The organism is Cytobacillus sp. GQ23, from assembly GCF_059758675.1.
The window spans coordinates 110,198-129,420 of sequence record NZ_JCAXER010000004.1 but is presented as its reverse complement, the minus strand read 5'-3'; the positions used below and the strand labels follow the sequence as shown (position 1 = coordinate 129,420).

The following is a 19,223-nucleotide window of genomic DNA, read 5'->3' as shown; positions in this document are numbered from 1 at the left end:
TTCTTTAAGGAGTTGATTAAGATGTAATGTTCGTTATTACTTAATATATTCATTTCACATGTCACTGGACCAACAAAAAAACTATTGATATCCGAGAGGGGAAAATTACCATGACAAAAACAACTACTAAAAAATCTAACAAGAAATTCGTTACTTCATTCGCATTAGCAGGAGCTTTACTTGTAGGATCCGGAGCAGGAGCATTTGCGGCTGAAGCTGGCTTCTTAAATAAATTCAAACAAACACTTTTTGGTGTTAACACGCAAGTTGCTGAAAATGCTGCCACTAAAGTTGTAAAAGGAAATGCTGAGGCAGAATTGTCTGCTCACATTGATTCAGAAGCTGATCGTATTGCGAGAGAGATCCTTTCTAAATACAACAGCAAAGTCAAAGAGGGCAATGACAGTGTAGCTGCTCACAAAGAACAGCTGAAGCAGCAAGTGACAAACCTATCTAATGAAGTCATCAATGATGCCAACACTAAGATCAACAATGAAGTTGATAAGAAAGTGGATGCCATTGAAGCTGAATTAGACAAAGCTGTAGACAACAAGGTCACTTCTGAACTTAAAGAAGCTGGAATCATTTCTAACAATGGAAATGGCAACGGCAAAGGAAACGGAAATAAATAATATAAATAAATAATATATGACACTGTGAAATAAAAGGGAGGCCGTTGTGCCTCTCTTTTTTGAAAAATGAATACCCCCCAAATTAATCCCTCTAAATACCCTCAAAAACTCAAGAAAATCCAAGCATTTTCAAGCATTTCATTGATAATTGACTGTAAAATATAGTATAATAAAGTATAATCATTCGTAACTCCACAGATTTGATTAGAAAGGAGTGATTATATGATCCAGGTTCGTGAACAGTATGGAAATTTATATGTTAGAATTCTTGATACAGCAGAGACATTTGACTATACATTAGAAAAGATTCGCAATATCAATGGCCGCTCCTTCAATCAAATGACAGGTGAGTGGATGTTTGGCAAAGAGTCAATCGGAGACTTGCTTCGCCAATTCGATAACCAGATCATATGGAATCAGCCATTGCGTGAGATAGTCAAGAAATGTGAGGTAGAAGACGAACTTGTCTTGAAACACCTTTCATGGGAAGATGATGACGATTTTAAAACATGGATCACCAAGCCATATCCGTATCAGAAAGTCGGTGCTCACTATCTTGCTGATAGGGGAAGAGCAGCTATCTTCGATGGAGTTGGTTTAGGGAAGACCCCCCAGATCATCGGAGCCTGCCAAATTCTGATGAACAGAGGAAAGGCACGACGTGTCTTAATCGTCACATTGAATTCATTGAAAAGGCAATGGGCCAGAGAGATCGAGAAGTTTGCTGGTGAGTCCGCTATTGCGGTGTATGGAGCTCCATCCAGAAGGAAGAAACTTATTAAAGGGTTTGCTTCCAGAAACGATGTGCGCTATCTAGTGGTGAACTATGAGACTCTTCGAAGTGCTCAATATATGAAGGAAATCAAAAAGATCAAGTTTGATGTGGTAGCACTGGATGAAGCACAGAAGATCAAGTCCGGTGTACGTGATCCTTACTTAGGCATCACTCCTTCACAGAATGCAGCTGCTTGCTATGATCTAAGTCATATTCCTTATCGCTACATTGCGACAGCAACCCCAGTGCAATCGAAAGCAGAGGAAGTATGGAGTCTCTTTAACTTTGTGGACCCTAATATCTTAGGCTCCTGGGAGATCTTCCGGGAAAGGTATTGTAAGTATCATCCACGTTATGGCATCACTGGTGCTCAGAATCTGGGCGAGCTGTACTACCGAATTTCTCCACATTTCATTCGACGCACGAAGGAAATGCCAGAAATTCAACAGCAGCTGCCGAAAGTGGCACATTCTCACATCTTCTTAGAAATGACAGATGCACAGGAGAAAATCCAAGACCATCTCATGATGAAGATGGAAGAGATTAAGGATGATTCCCGCAAGCTTAGTGGTTCCAAAGTGATCAATGGCCAGCTTCTAAGTGGAGAGCAGCTGAAAGAATATTATGATGGTATCATCCAGGGACTGCAGACTTTCTTAATTGAAAACTGTGATACCCCCGAGCTCTTAGCCCATCCGGAAGCTTCCAATATGTCTAAGCAAATCATCACGGAGCTTGGACTGACTGAGAAGGAGATTAAGAAGTCTCCAAAAATGGAAGCGCTGAAGGACTTTGTGAAGCAGGTCATGAATGATGAACCTAATTCTAAGATTGTTATCTTCACTGAATACGAACGTATGGCACGTATTATCTATGATCATGTAGATCACGCTGTTTTATACACTGGCCAGATATCTGACCGTGAGAAAGAGTCTGTTGTCCAAAGATTTAGAGAAGATCCTCACACAAGGGTGATAATAAGCACAAAAGCTGGTAGTGTTGGTCTCAATCTCCAAGTAGCAAACTACATGATTCATTATGATTTGCCTTGGACTTGGACAGATATCGAACAAAGAAATGGACGGATTGACCGGACAGGCAACCCATTCCCTAATATTTCTATATATTACTATGCGATGTCGGATTCATTTGAAGAACATTTACTTGCAACCATTGAACGTAAATCCGATCTTGCAGACGAAATTCTTTCTGGTAGCACTGATGCTGCAACAAAGGTAAGGGGACAAAATGTCGCTAAGTTAGCTGTTGAGCGAATGATGAAGAAACGTGAACAGAATATGAAAACAACACAATTTGCTTGAAGATAGGGGATGAGCTAATGCCACCAGCTTGTAAAATTGATGAAGATCTCCTAACTCAAATGTATTGCTTTGAAAACAAGAAGCAGAGTGAAATAGCTTCTTGTTTGGGTGTCAATAGACATACTGTAATGAAAAGGATACAAAAATTAGGTTTAAAAAGAGCATATCTTGATAAAGAGTGGTTATTTGAACAGCATCATATAAATAAGCTAACTGTAAGAAAAATGGCTGAAACTGCTCATTGTAATAGTGATACTATTACAAAATATATGCAAAAATTCGGCATTGAAACAAGGATATATCGAAAACATAATTATGATTATTCATACTTTGAATCTATAGATACTCCAGACAAAGCATACTGGCTTGGGTTTATTGTGGCTGATGGCGGGATAGAAGTATCTAAAGGCAAGGAGCGATCAACTTATAGGTTGCGTTTCTTGCTTTCTTCTATTGATGGTCCACATTTGACTAACTTTTCGAATGAAATTTGCAATACTGCAAAGATAAAGTATGGTCAAACTATGCTTAATGGTAAGTTTTTCTCTAACGCATGCCTTTCACTTAATTCAAGAAAGATTGTAGAAGATTTGATATCCTTGGGTGTCTATCCTAATAAGTCAGGAAAAGAACAATTACCCTCAGGAGTTCCTGATGATTTCCTTTCTGATTTTGTGAGAGGAGAATTTGATGGCGATGGTTGCTTTTCATATTGGTTTCAAAATGGAGATCTACAGCAAGAACTATCTTTTCTAGGAAGTTATAGACTTATGACTGAAATCAATGAAATTTTGTACAAATATTTATATATCACAGGTAAAATTGAAGCTGAGGGCAGTTTATTTAAATTGCGATTTACAAAGTTTAATCATATCACCGCAATCATTGACTGGATGTATTACAACAAAGGTCCGTATCTTGAAAGAAAATATAATAAGATTAATGAATGGAAACGCCTAAGAATTGAAAAGGGCAATTCTCCTTGGCATCCTAGTGTTGACGTTGAACTATTATCCTTACCATAGCCGTTGGTTGATAGCCTTCGGCTTCTTTTTTTGGCCACTGCCGTGGCATGTGTATTGGAAATCTAATTATGAGGTGATTACTTTGAAAAAAGGTGAAGTATGCGAAGTGCATGGAGTACTGAAGCGTAGCTGTTATATATGTGAACTGGAAGTTATGAACAAAGAACTCGTTAGTCTTAATCTTTGGTCTGCAAGGAGACTACACAAGTCACATAAGGAATTTGCTTATGATGAATTAGAGAAGATCACTGGTGAAAAGCACGAACGTGTCTAGTAGACATATATAGCGAAGGAGGAAAAACAATTGGGAAAGTACCAGTTTTCTGAAACTCTTTCAATAGACGAATTGAAATATGTGGCTAACTTGTATGAAAAAATGATTCACGAACACGCTGATTTAGTGCAATTCAAAGAGATTGCAACAAGATATTTAACAGACGAACAATTGGAAAATATCGAGGAAGAAATGAACGATATTCCAGAAACGAATTACTGAACTATACGAACAAAAACCGACACAAAGGGAGCGGCAGAAATGGAAAAAGAAACATACACAATCATTTGTAAAATTTGTGATATCGTCATTGGTGAAAGCGAAACTGACGACAATGGCTTTGCTGTTTGCCTTGATTGTTACTACAAGAAGTAATAAACAAACAAAAAAAGGATTGATTATATATGAAGCTAGACTTTCTTGATTTTATAGTAATAATCTTGTTTCTTTTAGGTATGGCACTTGCAGCAGGCATTATTTATATAGGTGTATCAGTAGCAAGTTAAAGAAATAAAGGAGGCACCCGCATGAGAAAACAACACAAGCGAGTAAGCCTATTTAGAAAAATCCTGATGCCGTTTCTGCTCCTTCTCTTGGCCGGCAGCATATATTATCTTGGAGTTCCAAAACATACGCCCGCCAGCGAGCCAAAGGAACCCCTGGGACGAGTGGTCATCATTGAACTTCCAAATGGAAACACGATGACCACTTATGAAGCGTATATTGTCAAAAAAGGGGAAAAGCTCTTCTACAAAGGCAAGGACAGTGAGATAGATATCACAGGTGGAAAGATTACGTTTAAATAAAAAATGATTGCTTAAACCTGGGGAAGGCATTACAATTGAAATGCATTACATTAGGAGGATGATGGAAATGAATAATAAAATTAAACTGTTCACGCATACGGATTTCGATGGTGTCAGCTGTGCTATTGTGGCGTTCAAAGTATTCGGCAAGAAAAGGGTAGAAGTTACATACTGTGATTATCATGATGTTAATGAGAAAGTCAACTCTTTTCTTGAAGGTTCATTGGAAGAATATGGCGATGTTTTTATTACAGATATCTCGGTTAATGAAGAAGTCGCACGAAAATTAGAACATATTCATACAGAAGGTCTTCCAGTTGTCTTGTTAGATCATCATGATGTGGAATGGCTGAATGAATACTCCTTTGGTTATGTTTCTCAAAAGCATAATGACGGCCGTGGAACATCTGGCACCACGATGCTCTTTGAATACCTCTATGAAGAAGGTTTAATGGATGCTTTCATGTATGAAACAGAAGTTGCCGGCCTATCTGAGTATGCTGAACGAGTCAGGGAGTATGACACATACGATTGGAAGAAAATTTTAAACGACGAAGAGCCTAATCGATATAATAACCTGTTTTACTTCTTAGGTCGTGATCGTTGGATTACTAAGGTAATGAATTGTCTTGATGCACATGATAGCTTCTTTTTATCTCAAGATGATCGCATGATCCTTGATATCTTGGATGAACAAGTAGATGCCTATATTGGTGAGATGTCCGACAATTTAATGTCATTCTGCGTTGGCAAATACCAGGTAGGTGTGGTATTTGGTGAGCAGCATATTAGTGAAGTCGGAAATGAACTACACAAAATGCATCCTAGCTTGGACTTGATTGCCATCATTAACATGAAATCACGTAAAGTCAGCTATCGTACGATTAGGGAAGATATCGATGTAGGCAAGTTTGCCCGCTACTTTGGCGGAGGAGGCAGACAAGCCACAGCAGGCAGCGAGCTTTCAGAAGATCAGATAATCAACATAGTACGAACCATCCTTCCTCAGTAAGGAGCTGAGAGAATGTGGAGTTAATTTCGGAATATTTATTTGTACGGTATATCGGAAGAAAAGACCCCCTGCCATTCCCAGAATACCTCATGCCAGCGAATCGTCATAAGAATGATTTCTGGATCACCCAGGAAGGGCAATGTATTTATCCAAGAGATATGGATAATGGACACCTTGTGAATACGATCAGACTCATGCATCGAAGCAACTCTGCTCTTGCAAGCTGGTATGATGAATCAAACGGGGATGATCATATTCTTTATGGCTTAGCTCCCTGGAGCACCAAAAAAGGGAAGAAGCACAAGGGTAATTTTGCAATGACTCAGTATTTTGCTCTGTGGGATAAAAATAGGATTTATATGCTTCTCAGAAGGGAAGTAAGGCTAAGAGGATTGGAGGAATGGTTATGATAAAAAGAAACCCGGAATACAACCTTGAGGTGTCGTTAGCAGCTGCAGTCAATGCTTTCAAAGGTGACAATGATGTGCTGCTGTGCTTTGAAGATGAAGAAGGTGTTGTGTATGCTGCTCAACTTATAAGCAAAAAGCATGATGCGCTTTCTCAATTGAGAGATATACCTTTCGAACAAATGGCAGATGCAAAGTATTACATCAAAGGAGACAACCATGAAAAAGCCGATTGATGATCTCCTGGACATTGCGGTTGACATCGCTGTTAAAGAAAGCGGTATGCCACAGGAGAAGATAGAGGAAGTTAGCTCTTCCATGATTGCGTACATTAATGCAGGAGCTAAGTATGGCAACACGCCTGAAGGCTTCCTGCGTTGGTTCAATGAACAAGGAGGAGCACTTTAAGATGGAAGCACCAGTAACAAAAGCAGCACTTAGTCAGGTAGAATACCTGGAGAAGCAATTCCAGCAGGTAAAGGAAGACATCGCAGCTATCGAAGGCCGTCAAAAAGAAGAAAACGATCAGCTGCGTGATCTTTACTTCAAGAAAGGGAAGCTCTATTCAGAAATTGAATTGATGAAGAGAGTTCCAAGTTATTAAGCACCCGCCCTTGCCAGGGCATTTTAGTGAAATCAAACTGACAAATAGGGAGAGAATCAACCATGACAACAGTTACTAAATCATATAACGTATTAGAATTATTAGGAATTAACATTCCGGAAGGCACTAAAGCAAAGGTATCTACAGATAACGGACTATATGGAACGACAGTCGTTAAGAAAGCTGGCTCTTTAGTGAACGAGCGTACAGGGGAAAGCCTTATTTTAACTGAAGAACTCTTAAAGTCTAAATTCCGCTTAGTAAGCACAGAGAAGAAAGTAACTCTATCTGAGTTCTTAGATGCTTACAAGGACGGCAAGAAATTAAAAGTCGTACTTGCAGATCATCATCGTTTTATTCAGAAGGAAGATCTGGACCTTCCGGAAGAAATCTCTGACCTTCTGACTGCCATTGCCAATCCATTCTTTGCTGCGAAAGCCTTCTCAACGAATGATGTATTAACATTTGATGAATTGCTTGCCGGTGAATTTTACATTTGCTGAACTCTTGACATATGTAGTTCAGTAAAGAAAGGAGAATAAAGATGAATCTTGATGACTTACTCAAAAGAGTTGACAAAGAAAAAGATGGACGAAAAGTATTTGTTTTTAGAGATACAAACGGTGGTTGGAGCAATGTCAATCTCACTGTAAATAAATCTGAAATCAGCATTACCTTAGACAATAATGAGATTTTTTCAGACGATAAGTAATGAATAGTACGATCATGTAATGCAACACACAAAGGAGGAGAATATATGGGCTATAGACATTATTTTTATAAGGTCGAAAATGAGCTCTTAGATAATATCCACCACCTCACAAAGGATGAATTCTACAAATGGGGCATAGAAATTGGCTTATTGGATCCGGACGACGATGAGCCTTATGTGCCATTGTATAAAATCGGTGAGGAATTTTTCGGATTCGGCAAGTATTATGAAAATGCTAGTGAGATTCAACAAAATGGAAAGCCACTTTTTGCTGACAAGGAATTGTCGGAAAGATATGAGGAGTATGAGCCTTTCATTGTAGGAAAGGAAGCTGTCCTTAATGCAATCGAACATCAAAAAGGGTTAATCATTAACATGTATGAAGGCATGTTATTACGTACAGATTCAGAACGTTTAGAAGAGGATTTCGATGAACGTACAAAAGAGAAGATGTACGAGCAGCATCTAAAAAGCATGTACAGTGAATGGAAGAATGGTTTCAACACGGTCATGGCTATCAATTTGGATGAATCTAAACCCGCAATTACTACCTCATGGAAGTACGAGTATTCCATATTTGAATTAGTGAGACTTTACAAATCAACGGATTGGGATAAATACAGCTTGCTCTTTATGGGATGGTAATCCTATGGAGCTACATAAATTGCTTGGTAAGGGAGAGAAGAAAAATGAATCCTAAAAACATTGAAAAGATAGAACTTGCCAAAAAGGTGTTTTCTGAACGAGGCATTGTATTTAGGGAATTAGTGAATGGCCAATTACAGGTTGATAGAGCTAATTTCTGGGCTACATCGGAAAAATGGTTTGATCCGAACACAGATACAAGAGGCAAAGGAATTAACAGTTTTATTAAATACTTAAAGGATATTGATATCATTTAATAACCGCACATTCAGATAATTACAGAAAATGAGGTGATTTGATGACAGATTGGAATCTGTATTATTGTGGCCTGTGTGAGGTAGACTTCGCTGTCAGCAAGAAGACCGATGAGGGCTCCAGTTCCTGTCCGAAGTGCGAAAGCGGAGAAGAAGTCGTACGTGTAGGAGATGACTCATGAAAGGCAAATCAAAAAGACCAACAATCACTGTTGGCCAAACAGTATATGTCAGCTTCACTGGCGGATGGACTGGAAGCTCCCAACCTAATTTGAGCGAATATGAAGTGACCAAAGTCAATACTAAGAGCTTCTACGCTGTTGAAAAGGGATTCGATTTTGAAAGAAGATTCGATCTCAGAACCCTTCGGCATGATAATTCCTTCGGAGAAGTCTATCTAGCATACTTGTCTGAAAATGCATATTGGGACAAGGTAAAGATCCTAGAAGAGAAGAAGCAGCTGCGACGTGAGATTGAGCACTCTCTCATGAAGCTCAATCTTAATCAGCTGCGAGAGATCCGCTCTATCATTAAATCTGAGTAAGGAGGGCTCAAATGAAAAAAACGTTATTTGTTTCCCAGCTGCCCCTTAAGACACAGGAGCTGATCAGAAAGGAAATAAGGAAAGCTCTAATGAAGGAAGCTCGGCTGACTTGGGAAGAGCTTGAAAAACTGGTCCAGGATGGGATGGACAGTCGTCTATCTGATTTATCCGATCTTATTGACATCCATAAATTTATATAAAAACCCCCGCCCTTGCCAGGGCATTAGGCAGGTGATATGAAGGAGGAAATAACATGACAACCGCAGCAACAGATATTACATTAACTCCCATGCAGGAAGGTGCCGTTGATGCCATTAAAGAATGGTACACGAATAGTTCCAACCAGACGTTCTTCCTGGCTGGCTTTGCCGGAACAGGTAAGTCTACCATTGTGCATCATGCTATCGATATATTGGGTGTTAGAAAGAGTAAAGTCGAATTTGCCTGTTATACTGGCAAGGCAGCATTGGTCTTAACACAGAAAGCGAATGGAAAGTTTAAAGTAAAGACGATTCACCGTCTGATTTACAAGCTCGATGAAGCCACCAAGGGAGGACCTACTTTCATCCTTCGGCAAAAACACGAATTGGAGCACTTAAAACTGATTGTTATCGATGAGTGCTCCATGGTGGATGGCCAGGTCATGCAGGATCTGAAGTCATTTGGCGTAAAGATCCTTTTCATTGGTGACACAGGCCAGCTCCCGCCGGTCAATCAAAAAGGGAATGAAGATTTCCTTAAAATGTTCAACAACCCTGATTACACACTGACAGAGATTCATCGTCAGGCAGAGGGGAATCCGATCATCCACTTATCCATGCTGGCACGAACCAGACAGCCCATTCCTTATGGGTGGTACGGGTCCAACAGAGAAGTGCTGGTCATTGACCAAATGCAATGGCACCAAGTCAAGCAGCATTGCTATACAACAGCAGACCAGATCATTTGCGGCAAGAACAAAACACGCCAGGGATTGAACCAGGATGTTCGTCAATACCTCGGCTACACCAACATTCTGCCTCAAAAAGGAGATAAGTTGATTTGCACACGCAATGATTGGGGAAAGAACATCGAAGATATTAATTTAGTCAATGGCATGACAGGCTATGTCGATTATATAAAATATGACATTCAGGATAATTATGATATCAAACGAAAAGCATTGAAGATTGCCTTTCGGCCGGATTTTACGGAGAAGAAGTTTCATAATTTGTATTTGGTGAATGACCATTTCACAGACAATGAATATAAGCTGTTGCCTCATGAGTACGGCATTTACAGTGAATTTGACTATGGCTATTGCATAACGGCGCACAAGAGTCAGGGTTCGCAGTGGAATAATGTCGTGGTTATCTCTGAAGTCTTAAACCGTGAGGAACATCACCGGTGGCTCTATACTGCTATCACCCGGAGCGCAGAAAAGCTAGTTCTTGTCATATAGGAGGTTAATGATGAAAGACGTTACAATTACAGAAGAGCGTTCGGATAACTTTGGCGAGAAAGATGCCAGAGTTATCTCATATAGACATCCATCCGCAAGCATGGATTTTGTGATTAAAAAGGGAAATCATTGCAGTGTTTCCTTGTGCAGCGGCACCATCGAAGGAATGAAAGACATCACATTGATGTTTATTGAGACTTACAAGCCAGCCACTTTGGTGAACCAAGTTCACAGCGTGCCAGAACTGCGTGCTATGTACAAGGCAGGTTTTAGGTATCAAACAAGTGAAAGGAAACTATTGCACCTGAAAGCGACCTTGGACCGTTTAACTGAAAACCCCTCTATTTGCCTGGCTTGGAAAGGAGTATTCCAATGGTAGAAAAAATTGTTCAAATCATTGAAACCAAACGTGTTGAAAACATGCCTTCAGATTGGAGAAAAATCACAGGGCGGGATGCTGCAGGAAATGAGATCCTGGTTGAGGAGTTCGACTTAACGCAGCCTCTTGTTCCTGGTGAATATGTATATGGTCTTATGCGTGACGGAGTGCTGCATGCTGAGTACCGTGTAATAGGATACAGAGGGGAGAGGTTATCATGACGTTCTTTGAGCAGCTGCTAAAGAAAGGCTTTGACGTGGAAGCCAAAGAATATCAGACAGATATGAGTTTCACGTACCTGGAAGATCAGGAAGGAACGGAATATCGCATGAACATAGATGATGATGAGTTAATTGCCTATGCTTCTTTCCGTGAACCAGGAAAGGAAGACTGGCTCAATTTATCTTACATTGAAATTACTCCATCCCAACTCAAGGAGGCGGTCTAAATGCTTACAATTACTTCATATCAAAAGAAGCTTGTCACATATTTAGCTAAACTATATACTCAAGACCAGATTGATGAATTTTCATGGTATCCGGATCAAGAGGATAGCTCCACTTATAAGATGGACTTTGTAGATCACACCTATCACCGAAAAACGATAACATTCGAGAAATCAACAGGAGAGATCAGCATGGCTGACTTAGGAGAAGTCCAAGTCGAATGGAGCTAGTTTCTGTATACCTGGGATCTTCACGATCTTATCAGGTGTCTTATGTATATAGACTATGGAAAGAAAATAAAATATTGGCTACCCCTGATATGGCAACTTACATCGAGAAACATTGTGGCATCACACGACACCATTTTGACGCCAAGTGCCGGGAAGTCATGTTATCAACCAAAGGCGAACATGATTCAGACACTGTAGCAGAGGCCATGTTGGCTTTTATTATTTACTGTATTGATCATCAACACTTCGAAGCGATAGAAGAAGCACTTCAATAGAGTGCCTTTTTTATTTCATGTAATGCCTTGCATTTCCCTAAGTTAAGTGGTAAACTTGGGGAGAAAGTGGTACAGGGGAAGACCAAAAGGAGTAAAAGCATATGAAGATTACACGTAAACCCAGCATTTCAAATTTGGTGTTAGGGGCAGCAAGCGTAACTTCCATTGCTCTAACTCTTCATTTTAATTCAGTTGCAGAGGACTTTAAACAGTCTCATATTGAGTTGAACGCAAAGTACACAGATGTGCTTGTAGAAAATGAAGAACTTCGTGACACTACCATCCAGCTGTCTGACAAAGTGGCAGTCTTAACGGATGAAGCGGAGAAGTCATCAGGACTATTAGAGCAATCTCGTTTGGAAATCGAGAGACTAAATAAGGAGACTGACACCCTCCAAGCGGAAGTTAAAAAGAAAGACGGTCAGATCGACGCTTTCAGAAACAAAGTGGCTGAACTTGAAAAAAAGACTAAACAGCCCCAGGTAATTTCCCGTGGTGAATCAGAGGCAGGGGAGTGGAAGAACTTCCGCTTAACCTACTACGATAACAACTATCAGTCAACAGGCAAGCGTCCTGGAGACAAAGGATATGGCATCACAGCCAGCGGACGCCAGACAACGGCAGGCGTCAGTATTGCAGTGGATCCCAATGTAATCCCGCTCGGCACCTGGGTGCTGATCAAGTGGCCGGATGGCAAGATCGAGAAACGTCGAGCAGACGATACAGGATCCGCCATCAAAGGATATGATATTGACTACTATGTGCCCAAAGCTTCCCTTTCCATGGGAGACTCTATGGTAGCAGTCAAGATATTAGGTAAAGAATAGGAGATGATCCCCCATGGCAATTGGCGAAAGCGATGAGCTATTTGACTTTAGTGATCAAATGTTCACTGGGCCAAGCAAAAAAGAATCTGAATCGGAGTCGAACCCCACACCCTTCAAAGATCCAATTGATCCGACAGGCACTCCCGAAAAGCTCACGTATGACAAAGAGGTGCAAACCTCCTACCTTCTGGTGAATGCACTCATGAACCTTCTGATACGCAAAGGCGTCATTTATCCTCATGAAGTCCAGGCCTTGGTGTCCGAACTTCATATAGAATATATGAAAATGAAACGGAAGGGGCCGGATGAGAATGGAGCTTAATGAGACAAAGAAGCAGGATCTGAACCACATTAAAGAACATGTGACGCATTTCTCTATTGAACTGGGAACCAAGACAGTTCAAGAACAAGAAGTCACCGTAGGCGGCCGAATCACACACCTGGTCCCACCTGTCAGTGACGAACATCCGATGTACATTGCTATGATGGATGATGTCTTGGGAACCGTTCATGTGTTTGCTCCAGAAACGTTGGTCTCTGCTTATTCAGAGCAGTTCCAGCCGGGCAACATGGTGTTTGTGGAAGGGTACGTGAACTTTGTGACTCACACGGAGAAGCGGAAGGTCAAGAAAGATGCATCTGTCTTCGCTTTTGGATTGAAGGACACTACAAAATAGGTGATACCGTTGAGAAATGTATTAATCTTGCCCGACGGAACCCGTCAGGACTTTATGTATCCATCTAATCGTGATATTGAAGTAGGAGAACTGCTTCAGATCCAAATGAGTGATGATAGCATTGTAATTGCTCGTATACATGCCATTGAACAGCATGATCGTGAAATACATTACTTGCTGAAAGTATAAGAAAAACCAGCCCTTCCCAGGGCATGTCAGTGAAAATAAAAAATCCAAAAAACCTTTAGGAGGAACATGACAATGGGTATGAATAATCCTTATAATCAACAATACAATCAAGGTGGCTACCAGCCACAAGGCGGATACAATAATCAAGGCGGCCAGCCTCAAGGTCAAGGCGGGAACGGTCAGAACCGCAACTCTGGTTATGACAACCTTGCACAAATCACAATCGTAGGCCGCACAACTAAAGAACCTGAATCCAAGATGATTGGAAACTCCAAGGTAGCTTCTACTAAGGTAGCGGTTAACCACAGAAGTGAAAAAGCAGGAACAGATTTCTGGTTTGTGGAAGTGTGGGGAAATGAAGGTGCAGATAGCAAGCACAATTTCTTAGTAAACCACGTTTCAAAAGGACGTAAAGTTCTTATTACTGGAGTTCCTGAACTTCGCCAGCAAAAGCAAAACGATGGCACGTACACGTATTATCCAACCATCAAGGCAACTGAAATTATTGGGTTAGACGGAGGACAAGGACAAGGTGGAAATGGACAGGGTGGACAAAGCCAACAGTCTCAACCGCCACAAGGACAGTTCCAGCAGCCGAATAACTATCAGCAGCCACAAGGCCAATATCAAGCTCCACCACAACAACAGCAGCAGCAGTTCCAGCAGGCACCACAAGGAGCGCCACAGGGAGCACCACAAGGTGGATTCCCACCAGCTCCTCCACAAGGAGCACCACAGGGCGGATTTCCTCCAAACCCTCCAGGCGGCGGATACGGAGCGCCAGTCGGAGCACCCGTTGGAGCGCCTAATGGAGGATTCCCTGGAGCTCAATAACACCGAAGAGGGGATCTTCCCCTTTTCCTCTTTTATTGATACAGAGGCTTTGATGATCGATTGGAGGATATAAATGAAGTTGTTATCTATTTTTTCTAAGAAAAAGAAAAAAACTCACTGGTGTTATGTATCTTCTTGCTGTGGCGCTTTGTTTGCAAGAAGCAGCGCACCTGGTTATGAAGGGTATAGCTGTTCTGAGTGTGGCGGGTTCATTCCAGAGGAGGAATGGAACTGATGGCAAGAAAGAAAGCTTCACCGGCTGACTCCCTGGGGCGTTTCATCTTCGGAATCTATGATTACTATCATGACCGTGGGATGCCCCAGAAGACAGCTAAAGCAAGAATGATTGACGATACCTTGGAAGCCGTCAGTGATATCATGAAAAAGGAAGATGAGATTCCGGATCACATGCTGGTTCTCATGGCGCAGTGGATGTCTAAATCTCTGAATAACCGTGGTGCCCAAATGACCAAGGCTGTCAGAGAAACAGATATGGAAGTCCGTCATGATACGGAGGCTATCCTGCAGCCCTTGCGTGATATCAAAGCAGCCAAAGATGCAATTGACGTATTTATTGAGACTTACAAAGGGTGGAGTGATTTAGATGGCACAAAAGAAGAAAGTTGATAAACAGCAGACAGTGGAAGGCCAAGTGTCCAATACGGATTTTATCAACATGATCAATAAGCGAATGGGCGAAGGCTCGATCTTCGCTTTTGATGGGGATAATACCGCAAAGGTGCAGCCTGTCTCAACAGGCATTCCTTCACTTGATTATGCACTAGGAATTGGCGGACTTCCATGGGGAAGATTAGTTGAAATCTATGGACCTGAATCCAGCGGTAAGACTACCGTATGTCTAAGGATTATTGCGGAGTTCCAGAAGAACTCAAAGATCATTCCACATATTTTTTATGGAAAGAAAGTGTTGTTTGTCGATGCAGAACACGCATTGGATCCAACACATGCGGAGTTTTTGGGATGTGATATCTCAGAAGAAACCGGCATGCTGATTTCTCAGCCGACTCACGGTGAGGAGGCATATAACTTAATAGAGACAGCTATCCTTTCCGGTCAGGTTGGACTGATTGTGGGAGATAGTTTGCCGTCCTTCGTGCCAAAAAAGGTCATCGAAGGCAATGCGGAAGATCAAAACATTGGCCTGCAGGCTCGTCTGAACTCACAGAACCTGCCGAAGATGGCTACTTTATGCCATCAGAACAATGTACTGTTCATCATGATTAACCAGATTCGTGAGAAAGTCGGAGTCATGTACGGCAACCCGGAAACCACTCCAGGAGGCCGAGCGCTGAAGTTCTACAGTTCTGTCCGTATGGAAATCAGACGCAGCATGATCACGAAATCCGATGTGACGATTGGGCAAACCATCAACATCAAAGTAATCAAAAATAAAGTAAGCCGCCCGTTTACCAAAAGTGAATTTGATTACTATTATGATACCGGTATTGATGTAGTGAAAGACATTATGAATGTCGCCATGGATATGGACATCATCAAGAGAGCCGGAGCGTACTATTACTACGGTGAAGATTCTAAGAATCCTTTAACGGATGGTGCTGGTAATGCATTAAAGTGGATGGGTAAAGACACGGTTGAAGGTGTCTTGAAGCAGAGTCCTGCTTTGTTCCATTACACCAATGAGATTGTACAAGGAAGAATCCCAAAAGATGCTCAGTTCGTGGAAGAGGACCACGCACAGGACGGGCATCTTGAAGAAGACACTTCAGCGGAAGAAGTGCTAGTGTAACCTACAGGGGAGGGCTTTAAGCCCTCCATCAATGCAAGGAGGAGTCGAAATGTCAGTAACGGAAAAAGAACTGCCCTTTGATACATCGGACATGGACAAGCCAAAGGAAAAGCTGGAGCCAGGATTCTACGACCAGATTTTCATTGCGGATACCATGTACAAGGATGTAACGCCATTCTATATCAAGACAAGCATCCACAATTGCTTTGCTTGCGACCAAAACTCATTCAAAAAGCCACTGGAGCTCAGTAATTTCAATGCATCTGTCATGGTCATAGGAGAAGTTCCGAGTGACATCGACTTTACAACAAAAGAAGGAAAGCTGCTGGCTGACTCACTGGCCTGGGCGAAATATGATTTAAACGATATCTATTTCACATCCCTGGTTAAATGTGAATCATCGGCCTCCCCTGAACGTTGCCAGCACCATCTTCTGTCTGAACTGCTCTGCGTTCAGCCGTCGATCATAGTTGCATTAGGATACGATGTCGGCAAACATTTTGACCAGTCCATCAACAGAGCCGGCTTTACATCCGTCTTAATGGGCAAATACGATATGATCACGACTTATCGTACGCTCATTGCCATGACAGACCAGAATTACTTTCAGGAGTTTTGCCAGCATTTGTTACGAGCGAAGCAGCATGTGGAGAGCAAACAGTAAAGGGAGTTCGTAACAATGAAAGAATATAAACAAGAATACACAATGAATCAGGCAGCATTAATGCTAGGTGTGCACCGTGACACCATCATGTATTGGGAGGAGAATCAATTGATCCCCCCAGCCCGAAGAAATTCCAAAAATAATTATCGTATATACACAGTAGAGGAAGTTTTGGAAATTGCAAAAATACGTGGTATAGGTGTCGTTGATCTGGAGGCAGTGGAGCGTAAGAAGGAGAAACAGCGAATGGAGCGGCTACAGAAGAAACACAATAAGTCAAATATGTTACAAAATTAAATATTTGTAACAAAATTGAAGGATTGTCGTTGACACATACAAAATTGCTCAGTTATAATCATCTAGGCATAAGCAAAAAATCCTAGCAATTTGTTAAAATTCCACGAATTTAAAAGATTTTTCCCTTAATTTCCTTAAAAATGTAATGCATTAAGTTTCATTACGCTACAATCGGGTATATTAATATAGTACCTTCCACAGGTGTGTAAAAATTTTCTCATAATTTTCGCATTTTAGGTATTATGTTTTCGGTATGTTTTGTTGTATACTAACGAAGAGATGTAGCAATTTAAGGGAGATGTATCAGGAATGATGACAGAGAAAACTATTATAGAGATGCTGAGTAAAGGCGAAGTTTCTGTGTACGAGTATATAAAGCAACAATGTCAGACAGATGGAGGTTCACTTAAGAAATCCATGGCAGATATAGGTGCTGAATTGGACTTGAGTGAAGCCACCGTACATAGAGCTGTTAGAAAACTGAGGAAGCAAGGCATTATAGGTGTTATTTCATCTATGGAAAAAGCAGAGCCTAACGAGATTGTGTATTATGGCATTCCAGATCCCGATAAGCAAGTGGGAGATATCTTTACGATGATTCAGGAATTAAGCACTAGTGCAAAGCGTTTCGAGACAATACTTGAAGCAAAAGACCGCACGATTGATAAGCTGAAGAGAGATAAGGAATTGCTGTATGAGCAAATAGATCGATTAGAAATGGAAATCAGAAGAGGTGCTCCTTTTGATCAGGAACGCATTATTTCCAGCCAGTCTTTAGATGATGGAACAACAGCCTATATCGTTCGAGATTTAGAACCAGAACAACACTAAAAGGGGCTGTCAAGTTTGAGAAACATTTATTCCAATTCACCATATTCTCCTGATTCATCTGAGACCTTAATCAAAGATATCCAAACTGCACTGAATTCTGACCGAGGTTTCGATCAGGATTCAGAAGCCGGATTGGACATTATGCAAAAGTTTCAGGAAGTCACACGGAAACAAAAGGTTTCACCTCAGGAAATGGTGATACAAATGTTGAAGGCTTGCTCTCAATCCATGAATGAATTATGTGATAAGTACGAATCCACACTCGAAGATATTCACCAAGATACGGTAAATTAGTTCTTATACGGAGGTACACACATGAACGTATTGGAACGATTGCTCCAAGAAGATCCAGTCGAATGGAAAAGGGTGATTGATCAATATGAGTCAATCAACAAACGCCTTAAGGTCCCACCTGTTGAAAAAACCGCACTTCATCATTTTAATGTAAGTGTAGAAGAAACATACACTAAAGCACTATATGACTTTGGGCGTGCCAGAAGGAACCGAGACGCCATTCAGCGATTGCTGAAGAACACATTGGAAGATCTGTATAAAGGCTCAAACGAACAGGCACGGAAAGCAGCAGGCATACAGTTCGCCAGAGCTTTCCCGGCTCCTGTTCATTATCCGCTTCCTACAGTTGATCTTTTTGCATTAGAGGATCAGTTTAATGAATATTACTATTCCCTCGAGGCAACCATAAAATCACTTCAAGCAAAAGCTGATGCAAAAATCACGAATAATTCATTGCTGAATATTGAAAGCAATGTTGTAACGAACTAGGGAGCACCAGAGCTCCCTTTTTATATAGGAGGGCATTACATTATGGCTAGAACTGCAGAAGCAGCCAATTGGAGTCCTTATGAGGACAAGTTAATGTATGACGTTATTACTACTTTTGAGGATGATATTCCCATGAGTGAAAGATATGAACGTGTTGCTGATTACTTTCAGGCATTGAATCTTACGACACGGGAACCTAATGCCATCAGACAAAGATGGAATAAAATCAAAGACCAGGATTTTTCTGAGGATGTTCCGGTCACGACTGGAGTGCAGCAGGAATTAAACTTTGATGACTTTCTTCAGGATCTACCAGTTCAAGTAATCACTACTAATCCTGAAGTGTCTTTCATATATCCAGAAAGGGAAGAGGCTGCAGATGAGTTCGATTGTGCTATACAATCGATTCAGAACTTTCGCATGCAACAACTTGACTTGATATCAGAAAATCATGATCTTAAAAATAAGCTTGCTGATGCCAATATAGAAATCAAACGATTAAAAGAAGAGCTGGCCACGTTCCAGAAAGTCAAAGCCCTCCTGAGTATGAGCAGCTGATGGAATGCGTCT

36 protein-coding genes are annotated in these 19,223 nt (G+C 41.1%); all 36 read left to right on the top strand.

Translation table 11 applies throughout. The features are described 5' to 3' along the window. Window positions 1-110: 110 nt before the first annotated feature. The 36 genes from AC6CHU_RS05045 to AC6CHU_RS04870 all read left to right on the top strand — a co-directional run bounded on the left by AC6CHU_RS05045 (window position 111) and on the right by AC6CHU_RS04870 (window position 19,211). Window positions 111-632 carry a hypothetical protein gene (locus AC6CHU_RS05045; protein WP_498120477.1) on the top strand — a complete coding sequence of 174 codons (522 nt, stop codon included), beginning with the start codon at window positions 111-113 and terminating at the stop codon, window positions 630-632. 222 nt (window positions 633-854) lie between these two features. Continuing rightward, window positions 855-2,729 (top strand): DEAD/DEAH box helicase, encoded by a 1,875-nt coding sequence (locus tag AC6CHU_RS05040; protein ID WP_498120476.1) that lies wholly within the window; start codon window positions 855-857, stop codon window positions 2,727-2,729. Window positions 2,730-2,746: 17 nt separating this feature from the next. Beyond that, window positions 2,747-3,754, top strand: coding sequence for a hypothetical protein (locus tag AC6CHU_RS05035; RefSeq protein ID WP_498120475.1), 1,008 nt, complete (start codon window positions 2,747-2,749; stop codon window positions 3,752-3,754). A 304-nt stretch (window positions 3,755-4,058) separates the two neighbouring features. Beyond that, window positions 4,059-4,250 carry a hypothetical protein gene (locus tag AC6CHU_RS05030; protein WP_498120473.1) on the top strand — a complete coding sequence of 64 codons (192 nt, stop codon included), beginning with the start codon at window positions 4,059-4,061 and terminating at the stop codon, window positions 4,248-4,250. A gap of 305 nt (window positions 4,251-4,555) precedes the next feature. Next, window positions 4,556-4,834, top strand: a complete 279-nt coding sequence (locus tag AC6CHU_RS05025; protein WP_498120471.1) for a hypothetical protein — start codon at window positions 4,556-4,558, stop codon at window positions 4,832-4,834. Between the two features lie 7 nt (window positions 4,835-4,841). Beyond that, on the top strand, window positions 4,842-5,846 hold the full coding sequence (locus AC6CHU_RS05020; protein ID WP_498120469.1) for a DHH family phosphoesterase: 1,005 nt from the start codon (window positions 4,842-4,844) through the stop codon (window positions 5,844-5,846). A gap of 89 nt (window positions 5,847-5,935) precedes the next feature. After that, on the top strand, window positions 5,936-6,256 hold the full coding sequence (locus tag AC6CHU_RS05015; protein WP_498120467.1) for a hypothetical protein: 321 nt from the start codon (window positions 5,936-5,938) through the stop codon (window positions 6,254-6,256). Continuing rightward, the gene (locus AC6CHU_RS05010; RefSeq protein WP_498120465.1) at window positions 6,253-6,489 is read left to right on the top strand and encodes a hypothetical protein; all 237 of its coding nucleotides are present in this window, start codon (window positions 6,253-6,255) and stop codon (window positions 6,487-6,489) included. The genes AC6CHU_RS05015 and AC6CHU_RS05010 overlap by 4 nt, the downstream gene beginning before the upstream one ends. Then, complete coding sequence (locus tag AC6CHU_RS05005; protein WP_498120463.1) at window positions 6,473-6,661, top strand: hypothetical protein; 189 nt, start codon at window positions 6,473-6,475, stop codon at window positions 6,659-6,661. The genes AC6CHU_RS05010 and AC6CHU_RS05005 overlap by 17 nt, the downstream gene beginning before the upstream one ends. 1 nt (window position 6,662) lies before the next feature. Beyond that, window positions 6,663-6,857: a hypothetical protein gene (locus AC6CHU_RS05000; protein ID WP_498120461.1), complete on the top strand. Its 195-nt coding sequence runs from the start codon at window positions 6,663-6,665 to the stop codon at window positions 6,855-6,857. A gap of 62 nt (window positions 6,858-6,919) precedes the next feature. Beyond that, window positions 6,920-7,360 (top strand): hypothetical protein, encoded by a 441-nt coding sequence (locus AC6CHU_RS04995; RefSeq protein WP_498120459.1) that lies wholly within the window; start codon window positions 6,920-6,922, stop codon window positions 7,358-7,360. 41 nt (window positions 7,361-7,401) lie between these two features. Next, complete coding sequence (locus AC6CHU_RS04990) at window positions 7,402-7,569, top strand: hypothetical protein (RefSeq protein ID WP_498120457.1); 168 nt, start codon at window positions 7,402-7,404, stop codon at window positions 7,567-7,569. 45 nt (window positions 7,570-7,614) lie between these two features. Beyond that, window positions 7,615-8,214 (top strand): hypothetical protein, encoded by a 600-nt coding sequence (locus AC6CHU_RS04985; RefSeq protein WP_498120455.1) that lies wholly within the window; start codon window positions 7,615-7,617, stop codon window positions 8,212-8,214. Window positions 8,215-8,258: 44 nt separating this feature from the next. Beyond that, window positions 8,259-8,471, top strand: a complete 213-nt coding sequence (locus tag AC6CHU_RS04980) for a hypothetical protein (protein WP_498120453.1) — start codon at window positions 8,259-8,261, stop codon at window positions 8,469-8,471. 41 nt (window positions 8,472-8,512) lie between these two features. Further along, window positions 8,513-8,650, top strand: a complete 138-nt coding sequence (locus AC6CHU_RS04975) for a hypothetical protein (protein WP_498120451.1) — start codon at window positions 8,513-8,515, stop codon at window positions 8,648-8,650. Continuing rightward, on the top strand, window positions 8,647-9,012 hold the full coding sequence (locus AC6CHU_RS04970) for a beta barrel domain-containing protein (RefSeq protein ID WP_498120449.1): 366 nt from the start codon (window positions 8,647-8,649) through the stop codon (window positions 9,010-9,012). Before AC6CHU_RS04975 ends, AC6CHU_RS04970 begins: the two co-directional genes overlap by 4 nt. Window positions 9,013-9,023: 11 nt before the next feature. Then, window positions 9,024-9,212 carry a hypothetical protein gene (locus tag AC6CHU_RS04965; protein ID WP_498120447.1) on the top strand — a complete coding sequence of 63 codons (189 nt, stop codon included), beginning with the start codon at window positions 9,024-9,026 and terminating at the stop codon, window positions 9,210-9,212. Window positions 9,213-9,265: 53 nt separating this feature from the next. Continuing rightward, a complete protein-coding gene (locus AC6CHU_RS04960) occupies window positions 9,266-10,453 on the top strand; it encodes an ATP-dependent DNA helicase (protein ID WP_498120445.1) in 1,188 nt (395 codons plus the stop codon). Between the two features lie 10 nt (window positions 10,454-10,463). Continuing rightward, the gene (locus AC6CHU_RS04955; RefSeq protein WP_498120443.1) at window positions 10,464-10,832 is read left to right on the top strand and encodes a hypothetical protein; all 369 of its coding nucleotides are present in this window, start codon (window positions 10,464-10,466) and stop codon (window positions 10,830-10,832) included. Next, complete coding sequence (locus AC6CHU_RS04950; RefSeq protein WP_498120440.1) at window positions 10,826-11,053, top strand: hypothetical protein; 228 nt, start codon at window positions 10,826-10,828, stop codon at window positions 11,051-11,053. The genes AC6CHU_RS04955 and AC6CHU_RS04950 overlap by 7 nt, the downstream gene beginning before the upstream one ends. Then, a complete protein-coding gene (locus tag AC6CHU_RS04945; RefSeq protein WP_498120438.1) occupies window positions 11,050-11,280 on the top strand; it encodes a hypothetical protein in 231 nt (76 codons plus the stop codon). Before AC6CHU_RS04950 ends, AC6CHU_RS04945 begins: the two co-directional genes overlap by 4 nt. Beyond that, a complete protein-coding gene (locus AC6CHU_RS04940; RefSeq protein WP_498120436.1) occupies window positions 11,281-11,508 on the top strand; it encodes a hypothetical protein in 228 nt (75 codons plus the stop codon). It begins immediately after the preceding gene. A gap of 89 nt (window positions 11,509-11,597) precedes the next feature. Next, entirely contained in the window at window positions 11,598-11,783 is a 186-nt protein-coding gene (locus AC6CHU_RS04935; protein ID WP_498120434.1) for a hypothetical protein, read from the top strand. Between the two features lie 101 nt (window positions 11,784-11,884). Further along, window positions 11,885-12,610, top strand: coding sequence for a 3D domain-containing protein (locus tag AC6CHU_RS04930; protein WP_498120432.1), 726 nt, complete (start codon window positions 11,885-11,887; stop codon window positions 12,608-12,610). 13 nt (window positions 12,611-12,623) lie between these two features. Continuing rightward, entirely contained in the window at window positions 12,624-12,932 is a 309-nt protein-coding gene (locus AC6CHU_RS04925) for a hypothetical protein (RefSeq protein ID WP_498120430.1), read from the top strand. Further along, complete coding sequence (locus tag AC6CHU_RS04920; protein WP_498120428.1) at window positions 12,922-13,287, top strand: hypothetical protein; 366 nt, start codon at window positions 12,922-12,924, stop codon at window positions 13,285-13,287. The genes AC6CHU_RS04925 and AC6CHU_RS04920 overlap by 11 nt, the downstream gene beginning before the upstream one ends. Before the next feature lie 9 nt (window positions 13,288-13,296). Continuing rightward, window positions 13,297-13,476: a hypothetical protein gene (locus AC6CHU_RS04915; protein WP_498120426.1), complete on the top strand. Its 180-nt coding sequence runs from the start codon at window positions 13,297-13,299 to the stop codon at window positions 13,474-13,476. A gap of 72 nt (window positions 13,477-13,548) precedes the next feature. Further along, the gene (locus AC6CHU_RS04910) at window positions 13,549-14,310 is read left to right on the top strand and encodes a single-stranded DNA-binding protein (protein WP_498120424.1); all 762 of its coding nucleotides are present in this window, start codon (window positions 13,549-13,551) and stop codon (window positions 14,308-14,310) included. 234 nt (window positions 14,311-14,544) lie between these two features. After that, window positions 14,545-14,937, top strand: coding sequence for a hypothetical protein (locus tag AC6CHU_RS04905; RefSeq protein ID WP_498120422.1), 393 nt, complete (start codon window positions 14,545-14,547; stop codon window positions 14,935-14,937). Then, window positions 14,915-16,078, top strand: coding sequence for a recombinase RecA (recA, locus tag AC6CHU_RS04900; RefSeq protein ID WP_498120420.1), 1,164 nt, complete (start codon window positions 14,915-14,917; stop codon window positions 16,076-16,078). The genes AC6CHU_RS04905 and recA overlap by 23 nt, the downstream gene beginning before the upstream one ends. 49 nt (window positions 16,079-16,127) lie before the next feature. Further along, a complete protein-coding gene (locus tag AC6CHU_RS04895; RefSeq protein ID WP_498120418.1) occupies window positions 16,128-16,742 on the top strand; it encodes a uracil-DNA glycosylase family protein in 615 nt (204 codons plus the stop codon). A 15-nt stretch (window positions 16,743-16,757) separates the two neighbouring features. Then, entirely contained in the window at window positions 16,758-17,039 is a 282-nt protein-coding gene (locus tag AC6CHU_RS04890) for a MerR family transcriptional regulator (protein ID WP_498120416.1), read from the top strand. Window positions 17,040-17,348: 309 nt separating this feature from the next. After that, on the top strand, window positions 17,349-17,870 hold the full coding sequence (locus AC6CHU_RS04885) for a winged helix-turn-helix transcriptional regulator (protein WP_498120414.1): 522 nt from the start codon (window positions 17,349-17,351) through the stop codon (window positions 17,868-17,870). 15 nt (window positions 17,871-17,885) lie between these two features. Next, complete coding sequence (locus tag AC6CHU_RS04880; RefSeq protein WP_498120412.1) at window positions 17,886-18,164, top strand: hypothetical protein; 279 nt, start codon at window positions 17,886-17,888, stop codon at window positions 18,162-18,164. A gap of 21 nt (window positions 18,165-18,185) precedes the next feature. Beyond that, window positions 18,186-18,653, top strand: a complete 468-nt coding sequence (locus AC6CHU_RS04875) for a hypothetical protein (RefSeq protein WP_498120410.1) — start codon at window positions 18,186-18,188, stop codon at window positions 18,651-18,653. 42 nt (window positions 18,654-18,695) lie between these two features. Further along, the gene (locus AC6CHU_RS04870; RefSeq protein ID WP_498120408.1) at window positions 18,696-19,211 is read left to right on the top strand and encodes a hypothetical protein; all 516 of its coding nucleotides are present in this window, start codon (window positions 18,696-18,698) and stop codon (window positions 19,209-19,211) included. Window positions 19,212-19,223 lie beyond the last annotated feature (12 nt).